At 59.9% G+C, this 13,406-nt stretch carries 10 protein-coding genes; 1 reads left to right on the forward strand and 9 read right to left on the reverse strand.

Annotated elements, in window-relative coordinates; all coding sequences use genetic code 11:
• Positions 1-101 precede the first annotated feature (101 nt).
• From I6F28_RS35830 to I6F28_RS35870, 9 genes are all read right to left on the reverse strand, one after another.
• Complete coding sequence (locus I6F28_RS35830) at positions 102-2,030, reverse strand: AAA family ATPase (protein WP_225143643.1); 1,929 nt, start codon at positions 2,028-2,030, stop codon at positions 102-104.
• Between the two features lie 2 nt (positions 2,031-2,032).
• Positions 2,033-3,265, reverse strand: coding sequence for an exonuclease SbcCD subunit D (locus I6F28_RS35835; RefSeq protein ID WP_225143645.1), 1,233 nt, complete (start codon positions 3,263-3,265; stop codon positions 2,033-2,035).
• Between the two features lie 5 nt (positions 3,266-3,270).
• Positions 3,271-5,397 (reverse strand): ATP-binding protein, encoded by a 2,127-nt coding sequence (locus I6F28_RS35840; RefSeq protein ID WP_225143647.1) that lies wholly within the window; start codon positions 5,395-5,397, stop codon positions 3,271-3,273.
• Between the two features lie 7 nt (positions 5,398-5,404).
• The gene (locus I6F28_RS35845; RefSeq protein ID WP_225143649.1) at positions 5,405-6,709 is read right to left on the reverse strand and encodes an SIR2 family protein; all 1,305 of its coding nucleotides are present in this window, start codon (positions 6,707-6,709) and stop codon (positions 5,405-5,407) included.
• 74 nt (positions 6,710-6,783) lie between these two features.
• A complete protein-coding gene (locus tag I6F28_RS35850) occupies positions 6,784-7,704 on the reverse strand; it encodes a nucleotidyl transferase AbiEii/AbiGii toxin family protein (RefSeq protein ID WP_225143651.1) in 921 nt (306 codons plus the stop codon).
• The gene (locus tag I6F28_RS35855) at positions 7,694-8,314 is read right to left on the reverse strand and encodes a type IV toxin-antitoxin system AbiEi family antitoxin domain-containing protein (protein WP_225143653.1); all 621 of its coding nucleotides are present in this window, start codon (positions 8,312-8,314) and stop codon (positions 7,694-7,696) included. Before I6F28_RS35855 ends, I6F28_RS35850 begins: the two co-directional genes overlap by 11 nt.
• Before the next feature lie 210 nt (positions 8,315-8,524).
• On the reverse strand, positions 8,525-9,244 hold the full coding sequence (locus I6F28_RS35860) for a DCL family protein (RefSeq protein WP_225143655.1): 720 nt from the start codon (positions 9,242-9,244) through the stop codon (positions 8,525-8,527).
• Positions 9,245-11,728 (reverse strand): AAA family ATPase, encoded by a 2,484-nt coding sequence (locus I6F28_RS35865; protein ID WP_225143656.1) that lies wholly within the window; start codon positions 11,726-11,728, stop codon positions 9,245-9,247.
• On the reverse strand, positions 11,721-11,948 hold the full coding sequence (locus I6F28_RS35870) for a hypothetical protein (RefSeq protein ID WP_225143658.1): 228 nt from the start codon (positions 11,946-11,948) through the stop codon (positions 11,721-11,723). The genes I6F28_RS35865 and I6F28_RS35870 overlap by 8 nt, the downstream gene beginning before the upstream one ends.
• A 247-nt stretch (positions 11,949-12,195) precedes the next feature.
• Between I6F28_RS35870 and I6F28_RS35875 the strand changes: the two genes are divergently transcribed.
• A complete protein-coding gene (locus I6F28_RS35875; RefSeq protein WP_225143660.1) occupies positions 12,196-13,389 on the forward strand; it encodes a DUF932 domain-containing protein in 1,194 nt (397 codons plus the stop codon).
• Positions 13,390-13,406: the final 17 nt, after the last annotated feature.

A 13,406-nucleotide genomic window follows, 5' to 3' on the forward strand; every position in this document is an offset into this window, starting at 1 on the left:
GATATCTCGCAACGCCGAAGCCCACAGCGTCAGCGTATCTTCAACTGACGCGCCACCAATCATCAGATCCCGAATCATGGTCGCCCATGGATTCAGAACCTTCAGGAAGATGCAACTGTAATGCTAGCAGCTATTTCGTTCAGCGCGCTTGGATGCGCAAGATGGGGATGGTCGGTGCTGCCGCACACCGGGCAGGCCAAATTTGGAGCCAGCAGGCTGCGCAGATGAATGGCCTCAGATGAGACCGCCTCGTCGGCGAGCTCTGCGATCGGAACAATTTCCGTACGCGCGGTCCGATCGCGGAGCTGGTCCGCTTCAGCTTCAACGATCTGCCCTTTTGCTGTACTTACCGCCTGCGCCGCCAGCGTGTGTTCCGATGCTCGTCGTGCTAGATCTGCCGATGCCCGAGTATACTGGTCGGAGACGGTACTAGCCTCGCGCAGAGCCTCGAGCGCGCGTTGCAGGTCGATGTCTCGTTCGTGGAGCGTCGCCTCATCGATGCCGGCGAGACTGGCTCTACGATCACCGATTTCACGACTTAAGCCATCCTTTCGCTCGCGATCCTGGGTGAGCTTCTCCAGCAGCGCAGTTATTTCATTTTGCGACAGCGTAGCTGTTTCTTCCGTTGCAGCGGCCGCCTGCCTGGCTGCAGCGTGCTCCTGTTGGAGCGCTCCTCGCTTCGCTAACAAGTCCATCGCATCGCCAAGACGATCAGCAAGAAGAACGCGATCCGATCGGCTGTTTAATTGCGCCGCAGTGGTGCGGTACGATTCTGATGTTCGACCGAGAGTCTCATCAATCGTTGCCAGCGCATCGGCCTTCTCGCGCAGTGTCGCTTCCGCCTGCTGTGATTTTTCCAGCGTATCAATAAACTCAGTCCGAGCTGCCGCCAGCTCAGTGTCGAGCCTTTCGGCTTCGCTCCAAAGGGGACCAAAATTCTTGAGGACCTGTTCTGCCGCTGCGTTGGCGGTTATCGCGTCCGCCAGTTGCGTTGTAGAGTCCGAGTGTAGTTTCTGCGCTTCCTCGCGTGCAACAAGCAAACCGTCGAGGCGGGTTTGGGCCTCCGCTGCCGTCCGCCGTGCATTTTGCAAGTCGCCTGCTAGGGAACGAAGCGGCTCGACAAGATCGAGTTCGGCAAGAGATTGATACTCATCAGCGGCTGCCTCGCGCGCCGCGTGCGCTGCGACCGCTTGAGCCTCAGCCCGTGCGAGGTCGCTGCGGGCGGCGGCGACGCGCTTGAAATGATCTAACCGCCCGCTGTGTTGATCGCGCTCCGCGCCTTTCTGTGCAATGGTTGAAGCAAGCTGCCTCTGCTCGTCCAGCAGCGCCTGCCTGGCTTCGTCATCAAGAAGCCCGATGTCGTCTCGACGCCGCTCCAATTGCTCGACAATTCTTCGTCGTGCGTCCGTTCCATCGTGAACGCGGACCGAGATCGCTGCGTAGATTTCAGTACCGGTGATCTTCTCCAGCAATTCTGCGCGCTCGCTCTCGGCGGCGAGCAGGAAAGCGTCGAACTCGCCCTGTGCGAGGAGCACCGTTCGCCGGAACTGGTCGAATGTGAGGTCGGTTCTCCTCTCCACCGCCTCACGGACCTGAGTCTTACCAGTCGCCACCGCGCTGCCGTCGTCGAGTCGATACAACGAACGCTGCTCATTCTGCAGCCGCCCATTTGCACGCCCTCGAGCCCGATTGGCCTCCCAGCGGACGCGATAGCGCTCGCCGTCCTGCCCAACGAAATCCACCTCGGCATATCCGCTGCCGGCGTCTCGGCGCAGGATCGCCCGGCCATCATGAATTGAAATCGCCTCCCCACTGGGATCGGGCGCATTCTCCCGTCGACCGACGGAGACTCGTGGATACTCGCCATAGAGCGCGAGGCAGAGCGCGTCGAGGATGGTCGATTTTCCGGCGCCGGTCTCGCCAGTGATGGCAAAGAGGCCGGAACCTGCAAGAGGTTCTGCGGCAAGATCGATCTCGAAAGGAGCACCAAGACTTGCCAGATTCTCGCCGCGGATAACCAAGATCCGCATGGCTATGTCTCCGCCTGTGCGCGGTGGAAGACATCGAGATGCGTGGCATCCGGGGCTACGCCGAAGGTGCGCTCAAATGCGAGCTTGAACAGATCCTCCGGATCTCTTTCCGCAAGGCGGATCATAGGATCGGCGGAAGTCACGTCGTTTGACGCCTCGGGTATTGCCGCGACACGGGTGTCGACGATGCGCGCCGGAAAGCTCTCCGCAATGCGGTCGACCTCCTCTCTGAACCCGGGCGATAACCCTTCTCTGGCAAGCCTGATCTGGACGAATGGCTGTTCATGAAGCGGCAGGTCCGATGAGAGGTTCATTGCCGTCAGATGATCACCAAGTTCGCTCAAGCGCATATCTTCCGCCTCAGGAAGGCGGACGAAGGCAACTGGCCGGTCGATCGGGATATGTTCGGATAGAACCGTTGTTCCGTCGAGGCTCACAAGAGTGACCCCGTGCGCGTAAGGCATCTCCGTCGCCGACAAGGGGATCAGTGAACCAGAATAGCGGACGGTATCACGACCGATGGCCTGAGCCTTATGCAAGTGGCCAAGCGCCACGTAGCTCGCTTCCGCCGGGAACACGTCGTGCGGCACAGCATGCTGGCCACCAACTAGAATTCTGCGCTCCGCGCCTTCCGACTCAATGCCGCCCGCAACATGGAGGTGTCCCGTCAGGACGAACGGTAGACCATCCATAGGTCCCCGTAACGTGTCGACCAATTCGGCATAGAGGCTCCGCACGCCAGCGATGACGGGCGAGCCTACTTCACCATCGAGCCGCGTCAAATTCGGAAGGCAGGCTGCGGTTGGGTAGGAGACTGCAAGCACATGAGCAGCTACCGAACCGCTTGCATCAGCGATGGGAACGAGATGACGGGCCGCCTCGACTCGCCCTTCGCGCCGCCGCACATTGCCCACGACACGGATGTTGAATGTCTCCAACAGAGGCCGCGGCGCTTCCAACCGACCAGCTGCATCATGGTTGCCAGCAGCGATCACCATAGCCATGCGCGGATGCGCGCGGCTGAGCCGCACGAGCGTATTGTAGAAGAGCTGTTGCGCTTCCCCGGAGGGGTTTTGGCTGTCAAACACGTCGCCGGCGATGACGAGGGCATCGACATCCCGCTCCACAACGATCTCTTCGAGCCGCTCGAACACCCTGCGGTGCTCGTGCTCCCGAGAGAACCCGCGTAGAGTTTGACCGATATGCCAATCAGCCGTGTGAAGGATACGGATCATTGTCTTTATTCCGCCGGATCTTGCACCGGAGGAGCGCCCGACCATTCTTCAGAGATTGCGCCCCAACCGACGCCACGCTCCTCGGTCAGCGTCCACACCTTCCAGAAATCCGGGTCCGCCGACTGCGGTCGCTGCGCATCGGGCAATTCATCGACCTCAACTAGCACCGGGATCGGCGCTGCCCAGCCCAAGAGAACCGCCTGGCGGGACGGAAGACTCGGCAGTTCGCGCAGCAGTCCCCCGACGTTGTCTGGGACAAGACGGGCTACGAGGTTCTGGTCGGAATCGTTGACGATTCGATGCAACAGAAATGTGTTGCACTGCGCGAGAACCGTTGGAGAAAGCTCCGACGGTCGCTGCGACGACAGGACTAAGCCCAATCCAAATTTTCGACCTTCGCGAGCGATCCGCTCGAACGCTTCGCGGCAGAGCCGGGATGCTGAAACAATATTTGCGTCATCCCCACCACCCCCGCCGCGCACGAACGTGTGCGCCTCTTCAAGCACTAAAACCGTTGGAAGTGCCTTGCCCTGAGCATGTTGCTTTCGATATCTCTGAGATGCCTCAAAAACCAGTCTCGCGAGGACGGCAATTACGATGTGAGTGGTTTCCGAGGGTACCAGCGACAGATCCACAATCGCAACTTGACCGTTTTCAGCGTTAGACATTCCGAGCAAGCCCGAGAGCCAATTCTCGAGAGTCGGCGGGTTCTCGGGCGCTATCACTTGCGCGAGCTGCCGATCGGCCAGCATTGAGCGTATTCGCAATGTTAGTGTAGCAATAAAGTTCGCGACGTTCGGGTTTGCTGAAGTGTCTGCCGAAAGGGCTTCGACATGGTCGGCAATTTTCCGAACATCAAATGGCGAGGGAGCGTCTTCGCTGATTTCTTCTTCAGCCGCTACCGGTGGCAGAGCCTGCTCGATAAGATCAAATAACGGAAGAAAAGCGCCAAATTCCGCGGCATTTGGCGCGTTGTAATAGAAGCGTTGGTTTTGATTATTCCAAACCGCGTGTGCGTCGAAGAAGGCCTTTGCGGCGGTCGCCAAGGTATCAAGATGTGCGCTTGCCAAATCTGCGGCCGGGATACGCCCATGAAAGTCCCGCATCACTTCCGATAGGTTCTTGTACGCTTGGCAGCAGCCGAGCAGCCCAACATAATCTGTGTAAGATGCGCCCGTACCATCGGCGATATATGCGAGAATGCGAGACCGATAGAGACGAACTTGCCTTACTATACCAACGTGGATGGGCTCCCGGAGTGTTCGCCCTGCACGCAAATTTCTCAGAGCTTGCATAAGCAGCGGTCGCTGCGCTCCCGGCTGGGCTTGGGTGACTGCGCCCCATTCATGGCTGTTCCACATCCACGCCGGCAGTGTTAGTGGGTTGTGCTGGTCTCCAGGCTTGAAGACACGCACCCTATCGGGCAGATCGGTAAACGCCCGAGCATATTCACCATTGGGATCTAACACGATGAAACGCATGTTCGGCATTTTGGTCGAATCACCAATTGCCTTGCTAGCTGCTTCCATCGACCACCGAATGAGTCCGGCAACCGTGCAGGACTTTCCACTGCCGGTGTTGCCCAAGACGGCGAGGTGGCGCCCAAACAACTTATCTGGGTCCACCATGATCGCCGCATTTGCTGCCATTGGCGACGAGCCAATTCTAACTCTCTTGTCGTCGGCTCGCGCTCCGACAATGGCTTCGATCTGTGCCGACGTCGGTATTAAGACCTGATCCCCGACCGATGGAAATGCGACGACGCCGCGGGTGAGTTCGTATTTGGTCGTTCCCGAGCTGCGTTCGCGCCGGAAGGTGAGGGTTCCGACCGGGGATAGCGACATTTTCCGAAGCGGAAACGGCAGATCGATCAGGCCGAAATCTTTGAGCCCAGCGCGCTTCGGATAGGGAGAGCGCTCGATGCCAATCCAAGTGATGTAGGCAACCGTCGCTCCAGCTTCGTTAGGGATAAGTACGTATCCGTTCAGACGTGGAAACCCGGCCGGTACGCCGGTATTCAATGCCGTGGAGTGCGGAGCATCCAGCTCGAGAAGCGCCCGAACCTCATCAGGCGCGACCGACTCGACCACACCTACCACAAGACCTGACAAACGTTCGATTGGAGTCGTCATGATCGCCTCACGCCACGCCAATTGAGGACGCCGGAGGCGGTACCGCTGGCGGATCGCTGGCTTTCGGATCGCCCGGACGATGCTTCAACAGTTCGGTCATGCGGCCGGATATGTAGTCGAGCGCCGGTTTTGGCAGATAGTTTGCGACTAGTGTTTGAAGGTCAGAGAAATGAGGCCCGATCATCAACGAGACCTGCGCATTGCGCGTCTTTTCTACGAATGCTTTGAGGCGATCGTCGGCCGAATAGGCCATAATCACCAAATGGGTCGACGGGATCGTGAGCATATCGAGCAGCACTCGATTGACATGATCGTCGCCGAACCCATAGCCGTAGGTCACGACAACGACGTTAGGTCGGCAAGCTGCGGCCGCAAAATCGCGAAAGAGCTCCGCATATGGATATTGCGTTGTTTCGACGTCCTTCGCAGGATTGGGGTAGATCATGACCGTATCGACGGGTTCTTTGGGAATGTCGGTATGATCCGCAGGCGCTCCGAATGGGATGCCCTTGCGATAGATTCGCCGTTCGTCCTTATCAAAAAACCAGTCCAGTGAACCATGGAGCTTAGTCAGGCGAATGACGCCCTCCATGAACCGCGGCTCTCCCCGAATGCCGGGTGGATTGTAGTGGACATCAACTTCAACGCGCGATGCTCGGAAGACCGGGTTCAGGGCACCGACGAATCTATCTATGATCCGAAGACCTGCAAAATCGCAACCATGTTCGATCAGGCGGTCGTAGTTTGTTGTGAAGATGTGCAAACGTTCACGAGATGCAGCGCGGCTCGCAAAACTCAGCAGGAATGATTGCAGAGCACCTTGGGCAGCATCTTTCGATGCGGGATCCTTTCCAGCAACAATCCCGCTTTCCGTCTTCAATAATGAAGTGAGAAAGCCAGACATCTGGGCGTCGATGCCCTTCTTGAGGGTTTGTTCTGCTCCCTTGTCGATGACTCCCAGCCCCTCAAGCAGAGCAAGCGCACTTCGAAACTGATCTTCGATGTTTGCCGCACCTCTTTTCATCGCCGTTGCTCCGGCCTGGGCGTGCGCATCGATCGCGGCGTCATATGACGTGCCAAATGTAACCTTGGCCATGCCTGTGGTCCCTACGCCCGCCAGGTAACCAACCGCTGTGGTGAACCCGCTGCCGAGCAGCAGGTTGAGGTGCTCTGCTTGGAAGACAGCAGAGAGCCACGGCTCGATATGCTTTCGAGCACTATTGGTCAGGGTGTCTAGTTCATCTGGGTCAGTGGGCAGATCGTGCCAGGCGCCTGAGTGACTGCCTACGCGATAAAAGTGCTTCTTATCCATACTTCCCCCAACCGCGATCGCGGCTCTTTTCTCCATCAATCGCGCCATGCGGAACGAAGTAAATTATCATCCCGCTATGCCTCATCGATTGCTGCTCCCGGCGACCATGGCCCGCTCGGCGGCCAAATTCGTTCTTCTTTCGATCCGACAACCAGCGGCATCAAGAAGAGGCGGAGATCGGCGACGGTAACGGCAAAAGCATTCGGTGCGGCTGCCATCCGATCGCGCCCGAGGAAGGCGTGCCACTGAGCAGCCCATGCTTCCGCAAATTCATCGGTCAGACCGATCGGGACAACGGATGGGAGGACCGTTCCGCGACGCTCGAAGGTCCGCTGAATTGCCTCGGCAACAGCGGCCCGGCGAAGTTCGAATGTTCGGGAGATTACCCAGAGATCATAGAAGTCCTTGAGCCGACTGTTGGCGACGCCGAGCGTCACGAGCGCTTCGAATTTCTCAGCCACCACTGTTTCGACCGGATATGCGCGAAGGTGCGGCGTTGGGGCGTCCAGCAGGGTGGGATAGTCGATCTCGACGGCCGCGGGTGTAATGGCGTCGCCGAAACCGATGTCGACCTGGATCGGAATTCGCGCCCCGGCGATAGTTGCCGTTGTGCGGACCCGCACGCCACCATATTCCAGCTCCTCACGAATCGGGGTCGCCATCAGCGCTGCGACATCAAACGTCACACCGTCATCGACAACCGGCTGCGCACAAATGGCCCGGAAGGTTTCGGCAATGGCTTCGGAGTCGCGGTCGCCGTGGCCAAGCAGATCCAGATCGCGCGTAGGCCGAAACGGATCGGCTATCCAGGTCACGAAGAGCATCGCACCTTTGAGGATGAAGCGGTCGCGGTGCGTCGACGCGCTTAGCCGGTAGAGCAGACGCTCGAGCGCATATCGCGTCAGGAGGATCTGGAAATCCGATCGCTCGGCACGTGCCCGATCGAGGAGCCGCGCTCGCACTGATGCGCCGATGTTGCGAGGCTCACGCGCCATCGGACACCATTGCTTCGACGTAGGGACTCATGACCGACCAGACCCGCACCTTGCGTGCGTAATGCCAGAGTTGATCCGGCTTGCATCGGCGACGGCGGAGGCCTTCGCGCAGACCCTCCATCGCGACGTCAAGGCCGATCTTGGTCCGGTAGCGAAAGCAATCGACAATTGTCCTCGCCGGATCCGTGATAGGAACGTCGACATTCTCAATGCGGTGACGCTCGACCCCTTCGGTAAGCGCCGATCCGGTGAATCGCACGAACCGGATAGGTGGATAATCGATCTTGGGTCGCCAGGCGGCGCGATCGATCGCCATCCATACAGCCGACGGCATCTGCAGCGTCAGTTCGTGGTATTGGAGGGCCGAGGTAAGGCAGACCACACCCTTTGGAACCAGGACTGCTGCCTCAGCGAGGGTATGGGCAGCCTCGAGGTGGGCGTCGGGGAGTTGATAGAGGCCACGCGCTGGGCGGACGACTGCCTCCTCCCGAACAAGACGGGCAAGCGTCTCCGGGCCGATGCCTTCGGCGACGAAATCCTTCAGCCGGAGCATTCCTCGGGTCTTCAGGAGGTCGAGCGCACGAAGTCGCTGGGCGCTGGTGGACGGCATGGAGTGTGACGTTTCCTCTGATCTGGAAATATATAGCAGAGGTTTTATCACAAGGTGGTTGGCTTGGGAATGCCCGAATCCTCGGCCATCCCCGTCCTTATTCGAAGCTTGACCGAGAGGTGTCGGACGACGACATGGTCGCCGACCTAATATTTTCTTAGTGCCCGATGAGACGGGAACGCGCGGCGAAGCTCTCATGACCGGCAGTCGCTATCCTGTCAGGGTAATCCGGCCATCCTTCAGCCGATGCCGACTGGCTTGTGCCAGATTGACCGTATTCCGCACGAATTCGAGCCGCGCAATCCCAGCGTGGTAGGCTCGAAACGCCTCGCTCAGGGCATTATCCGTCACCTCAGGCGAGACTTGATCATCCTTGCCTGTCGTGAGCGGCACATCGTCGAGTGATAGCCCGCGCCCGCAAAGAAACGTCCTCACGATGACCTCGAAGGTCATCGGTGGACGGTGATCCATATGCGCCTCGTCCCGCGCGATGCGTTCGCCTGTCACGGCGCAAGAAACCAGACCGTCAGAACCGCTGTGGATGGCGAAGAAGTTATCGCGGGCCTTGTAGAGATCGAAGCGCACCGCACGTCGAAAGGCTTGGGCGACCTCCTGCTTATGGCTGGGTGGTCGCTGGGAGATGCAGTGCGGATAGGAGAAATCCGTGCCGCTGCCGTCGGTGCGGATGATCCGGAAGCATTGCGTCCCATGCTCGGTCATCATGACCTGAAAATGGCTGACGCCACAGCCCACCTTGGCAACATATTCGGTGTGGCGTTCGAGAAGAGCGGCAACGTCGAGGCCATCCTCATCGCTCACTCGCTCACCGGGCTGGTAGCGGTTCAGCATGGCCTTGAAGAACGCCGTTGCGTCGCCTTGCTTCTCGAAGCTGCGTGTCGCCAGCTCGACGGGTTTCGAACGCCCCGCCATTCAAGCCGCCCCTGCTGGTGCTGCCGCAAACTCGAACTGCGCCTCGCAGCCATTATGCGCACATACCGGCTTTTTGAGAGTAAAGGGTCGCTGGAATTTCGTTCGACTGCACTTCTTGCAGGCAAACTGGCTGCGGAAAGTCTTAAACTCCTCCCAGCGCGCTTTCTCGTCACCAATCGAACCGTCGCCATAGGGCCCGTCCTGGAAGTGGCTGCCGAAATTTTCGATCTCGCCCTTCACCAAACTGTCGAGGAAGCGATTGTTGACGCCCGGCACCAGCGCTGGCACCAGCTTGGCATCCTTAAGCAGGCCGGCGAGCGCAGAGGCCAATTCGCTGCGTTCGTAGGAATAGGCCCTCTCCAGCGGTCGGATGCGGACGCTGACCCCGAAATCCCGACAGATGCCGAGAAGCCACTCCTCCTCCGCCTGGCGCATCTCGTTGGCCGCCGACTGGCCCGCTGCCCAACGCGCCTCGATCATCTCATCGCTGACCTTGTGATCAGCGAAACGCGGCCCGTAGGCCGGATCGAGGCCAATGATCCGGGTGAAGTGCCACGCTTTCGCCTCGAGCTGATCCTTCAAATAATTGAAGAACCGCTCGTCGTGCGTGGTGATCAGGATCTGGCAGTCTCCGAACATGGTGGCGATGAGTCCGGCAATGGTGCGCCTATGATCCGCATCGTAGGAGGTAACGATGTCGTCGAGCGCGATGATGGGCGCGCCTGCATTAAATTGCTTGATTGCCGCCATGCGCAACGCCAGCGCCACCGAATGGATCTGGGAGTCGCTCAAATAGCCACCCGGCTGCACGCCCGTGCGGTTCTTGGCGAAATCGATCAGCAGGTTGAGCCGCTGTTGGTTCGTGTCATCTTCCGCCGGCAGCTCCAACCGGATTGACGCGGCGCTCGCGCCCTGGATCCGCTTGTAGATGTCGTTCATCGGCCTCTGAAGCTTGTCGAGCAGAGCTTGCACCTTCTTGCGGATCTCGGCCGAGATTATCGTCGCCTGCGCCGTCAACGCGTCAGAGAGTTTCCCCAGCTGAGTTCGCGTCCGCAGGGCGAGGTCCCGCTCGCTCTGTAGCTCCAGCAGCCGATCGATCTTCGTCTTGGCTTTGATATAGGTGTGGTCGCCTTGCTTCGACTCGATGTCGACGATGGCCTGATCGAGCATAGCGAGCAGCTTGGCGATCGAGGTAACGATATCGGCCGAGGCCGGCACGGCAGCCTGAGGCCAGCCGGCGATGCCAGTTTGATATGCGATGAGATTGGCTTTCAGTTTCGCTTCATCGTCGCCAAGGAGGCCAATAAGCCCCGGTAACGCCGCCACCAATTGGGTATGAGCTTTGGTCGCCGCGGTCTTGGCTGTGTCGAGCACCTTCTTGGCGGCGGCATAATCGGCCAGCTCTTCCAGATGCTTGGCGATATGTCCTCGGATGGCCCCGGCACTGCCCGCCGCCGTGTCGGCTACGGGCGTTTCACAGACTGGGCATACAGCAGGCGCCGGTACACCTTCGGCGAAAAGCGGCTCTGCGGCTTTCCACAAAGCCTGAAACATGGTGCTCGCCGCCTTGCCGCGCTCCTCCGCTTCCTCCGCGACGGCGGCCGACAGCGCCCCCAAGGCCGCATCAAAGGTCGGAATCGCGCCGCTGACGACGGTCTTGCCGCTCTCCGCGTCCGTTACCTCCGACCACAAAGCGGCCGCCGCATTGCTGATCTGACGCAGGCCTGCAAGCCCTATCTTGTTCTCTTCGGCCTTGGCTCGCACTTTCAGCTCGATATAGGCCGGATCACCAGCCGTCAGCGCCACCAGCACTAGCGCCGCGTCGAGCGGGGCCAGGACCGACGTGTTGGCGTAAGCGAGGATCTCCACCGAATCCCAAGCTTTCACCACCTGGGCCGTCTCCCGAGCAAGCTGGGTGTCTGCACGCTGTAGTGCCGTGCCGTCCTCTGAGGCAGCCTTCACCTGCGTGCGCAGCGCGCGAATATTCTTCTGCACCTCGACCAGCGGGCCAAGCTGCAGCCAATTGGCGACATCCGTGTAGCGCTGTTCGGGCGTATGGATTTCGACGAACGTGCGCAGCGCATGCCCGCGGATGATCGGCGGCACCGCGAAGCAGGCGTTCAAAGTCGCGGCCACCGCCGGTATCGGTCGCTTCGCCCCCGCCGCCGCTCGGCTACCGTTGGTGGCATCCTTGCCCGAAACGACGCCAATCGTGACCGCCGGAGCGATCTTCGCTTCCTCCGACAGATTGTGCGCCATTGCGACGGGGCCGGCCTGGTTGTTGATAGTGCGCTGCCCGAGCCTTTCGAGTGTGCCATCCTTGGAGAACATGAATTCCAGCGCATCGATGACACTGGACTTGCCGCTGCCATTCGGCGCGAAGATCGCTAGGCAACGCTTCTTGCTGAAATCGAATGTCTTTGGTTGGAGATACGCGCGGAATCCAGAAAGTCCCAGGGACTGGAGGAAGTAAGGGTCAGCCATTGGCCACCTCCGGTTTTGGAGGATTGGCACGTTCGCCTGCGAGTTTCAGGATGGCATCCTTGGCCTGAGCGACGGCGTTCTGAGCGGGCGCCGCCTTCAGGATGTACGTCTTCAGGATCTCCGCTAGGCCGGCATCGACACCTTCTCTTTGCTTCAGGCTTTCTCCCAATGTCGTAAGAAATGCCTCCGGCGAATCCGCCGGCTCTGCTTCACCTTCCACGCATGTAGCCCCCAGTTGTTTGCTTCTGACAATACACCGCGACTAACCAAAGGTGAATGACGCTTCCCTTGAAACTACGTGCCTTTATGGGGAAAGCTTTCCCCTGCGGCCGAGCCGAGGTCTCGGCCGACCCCTTCTGCGGGGAGACCCCGCAACGCCCCCGCAGAGTGAGAGTTTGGAAGGGATTTCCGTGACGGGTTGAGTGCCGAGAGAGAGGCTCACGGCGCCCGTCATGGAGTCTAACCCCATGAACATGAAGGTTCTCGATGCCCGCCGTGACATGAGCGGCGGATACAAGGTGGATGTCAGCCGCGGCGACCGGATCGGCCGCGTTTCCTCCGAGTGGTTTTCGCGTCCGGCCGACGAGCGTTACCTCTCGCTCTCCGAACTGGCGGACTCGGTACGCGGTCGGTCGGAGCGCAGCCGGACGCGCGTGGTGGAAACCGCGCTCATCCATGTCGAGGCGAGCCGGACCGACCCGGAGCGGTTGTCTCTTATCTTGCCCGGCTCTGACACGCCGATTGCACCGACCCACTGGAGTTTCGGCCAACTCGCCAGCCTGGTCGGAGCGCCAGCGGCCTACCTCCGGCAGCTTCCGGCACCGCTGGCCGGCATCAATCTGCAGTACGGGCTGACCTCCCATTCCGCCGAGCAGGTGAAGACGCTCGAGATCGAAGACGGTCGCGTTGAGCTTCGCGCCGTTACGGGCCCCGAATACGGGCGAATCTTTGACGACGAACTTGTGGCGGCCGTTCAGCGCATCGCGGGCAACGGCACAGGCGACACGCGCTGGAAGGTGCCGGGTGTCCTCAACTGGACAACCGGCGTCTATAACCCGCGCGTCGACATCACCCAGGACACAACGACCCTCTACGCTTCCGATCGAGACGTTTTCCTCTTCCTGGTCGACGACCTCAACCCAATCGAGGCCGGGCGGCTTCCCGACGGTTCGCCCGATCTCTACTTCCGTGGATTCTACTGCTGGAATTCCGAGGTGGGCGCGAAGACGCTCGGCATGGCGAGCTTCTATCTCCGCGCCGTCTGCCAGAACCGCAATTTATGGGGCGTGGAAGATTTCGAGGAGATCACCATCCGCCACTCCAAATACGCGGCCTCACGCTTTGCCCAGGAGGCAGCGCCGGCGCTGGCCAGCTTTGCCAATTCCTCACCGATGCCCTTCATCAACGGCATCAAGGCGGCCCGGGAGAAGGTCGTCGCCCGCACCGACGACGACCGCAGCGAGTTCCTGCGCAAGCGCGGGTTCTCTAAGGCCGAGACAGCGAGGATCATCGAACGGGTGTTGTCTGAGGAAGGGCGCAAGCCCGAAAGCGTGTTCGATTTCGTGCAGGGCATCACAGCGGTTGCGCGCGGCAAGACCCATCAGGACGCACGACTCGATCTCGAGACGCGCGCGAAGAAGTTGCTCGATCGCGCAGGCTGATACCCGGAAAGCCGGAG

Origin of the sequence: Bradyrhizobium sp. NBAIM14 (assembly GCF_020193895.1) — a bacterium.
Lineage (GTDB): Bacteria > Pseudomonadota > Alphaproteobacteria > Rhizobiales > Xanthobacteraceae > Bradyrhizobium > Bradyrhizobium yuanmingense.

Bases quoted from the DNA above. Each gene is read 5' to 3' on its own strand.
- I6F28_RS35830 (WP_225143643.1), bottom strand. From the start codon at position 2,030: ATGCGGATCTTGGTTATCCGCGGCGAGAATCTGGCAAGTCTTGGTGCT.
- I6F28_RS35835 (WP_225143645.1), bottom strand. From the start codon at position 3,265: ATGATCCGTATCCTTCACACGGCTGATTGGCATATCGGTCAAACTCTA.
- I6F28_RS35840 (WP_225143647.1), bottom strand. From the start codon at position 5,397: ATGACGACTCCAATCGAACGTTTGTCAGGTCTTGTGGTAGGTGTGGTC.
- I6F28_RS35845 (WP_225143649.1), bottom strand. From the start codon at position 6,709: ATGGATAAGAAGCACTTTTATCGCGTAGGCAGTCACTCAGGCGCCTGG.
- I6F28_RS35850 (WP_225143651.1), bottom strand. From the start codon at position 7,704: ATGGCGCGTGAGCCTCGCAACATCGGCGCATCAGTGCGAGCGCGGCTC.
- I6F28_RS35855 (WP_225143653.1), bottom strand. From the start codon at position 8,314: ATGCCGTCCACCAGCGCCCAGCGACTTCGTGCGCTCGACCTCCTGAAG.
- I6F28_RS35860 (WP_225143655.1), bottom strand. From the start codon at position 9,244: ATGGCGGGGCGTTCGAAACCCGTCGAGCTGGCGACACGCAGCTTCGAG.
- I6F28_RS35865 (WP_225143656.1), bottom strand. From the start codon at position 11,728: ATGGCTGACCCTTACTTCCTCCAGTCCCTGGGACTTTCTGGATTCCGC.
- I6F28_RS35875 (WP_225143660.1), top strand. From the start codon at position 12,196: ATGAACATGAAGGTTCTCGATGCCCGCCGTGACATGAGCGGCGGATAC.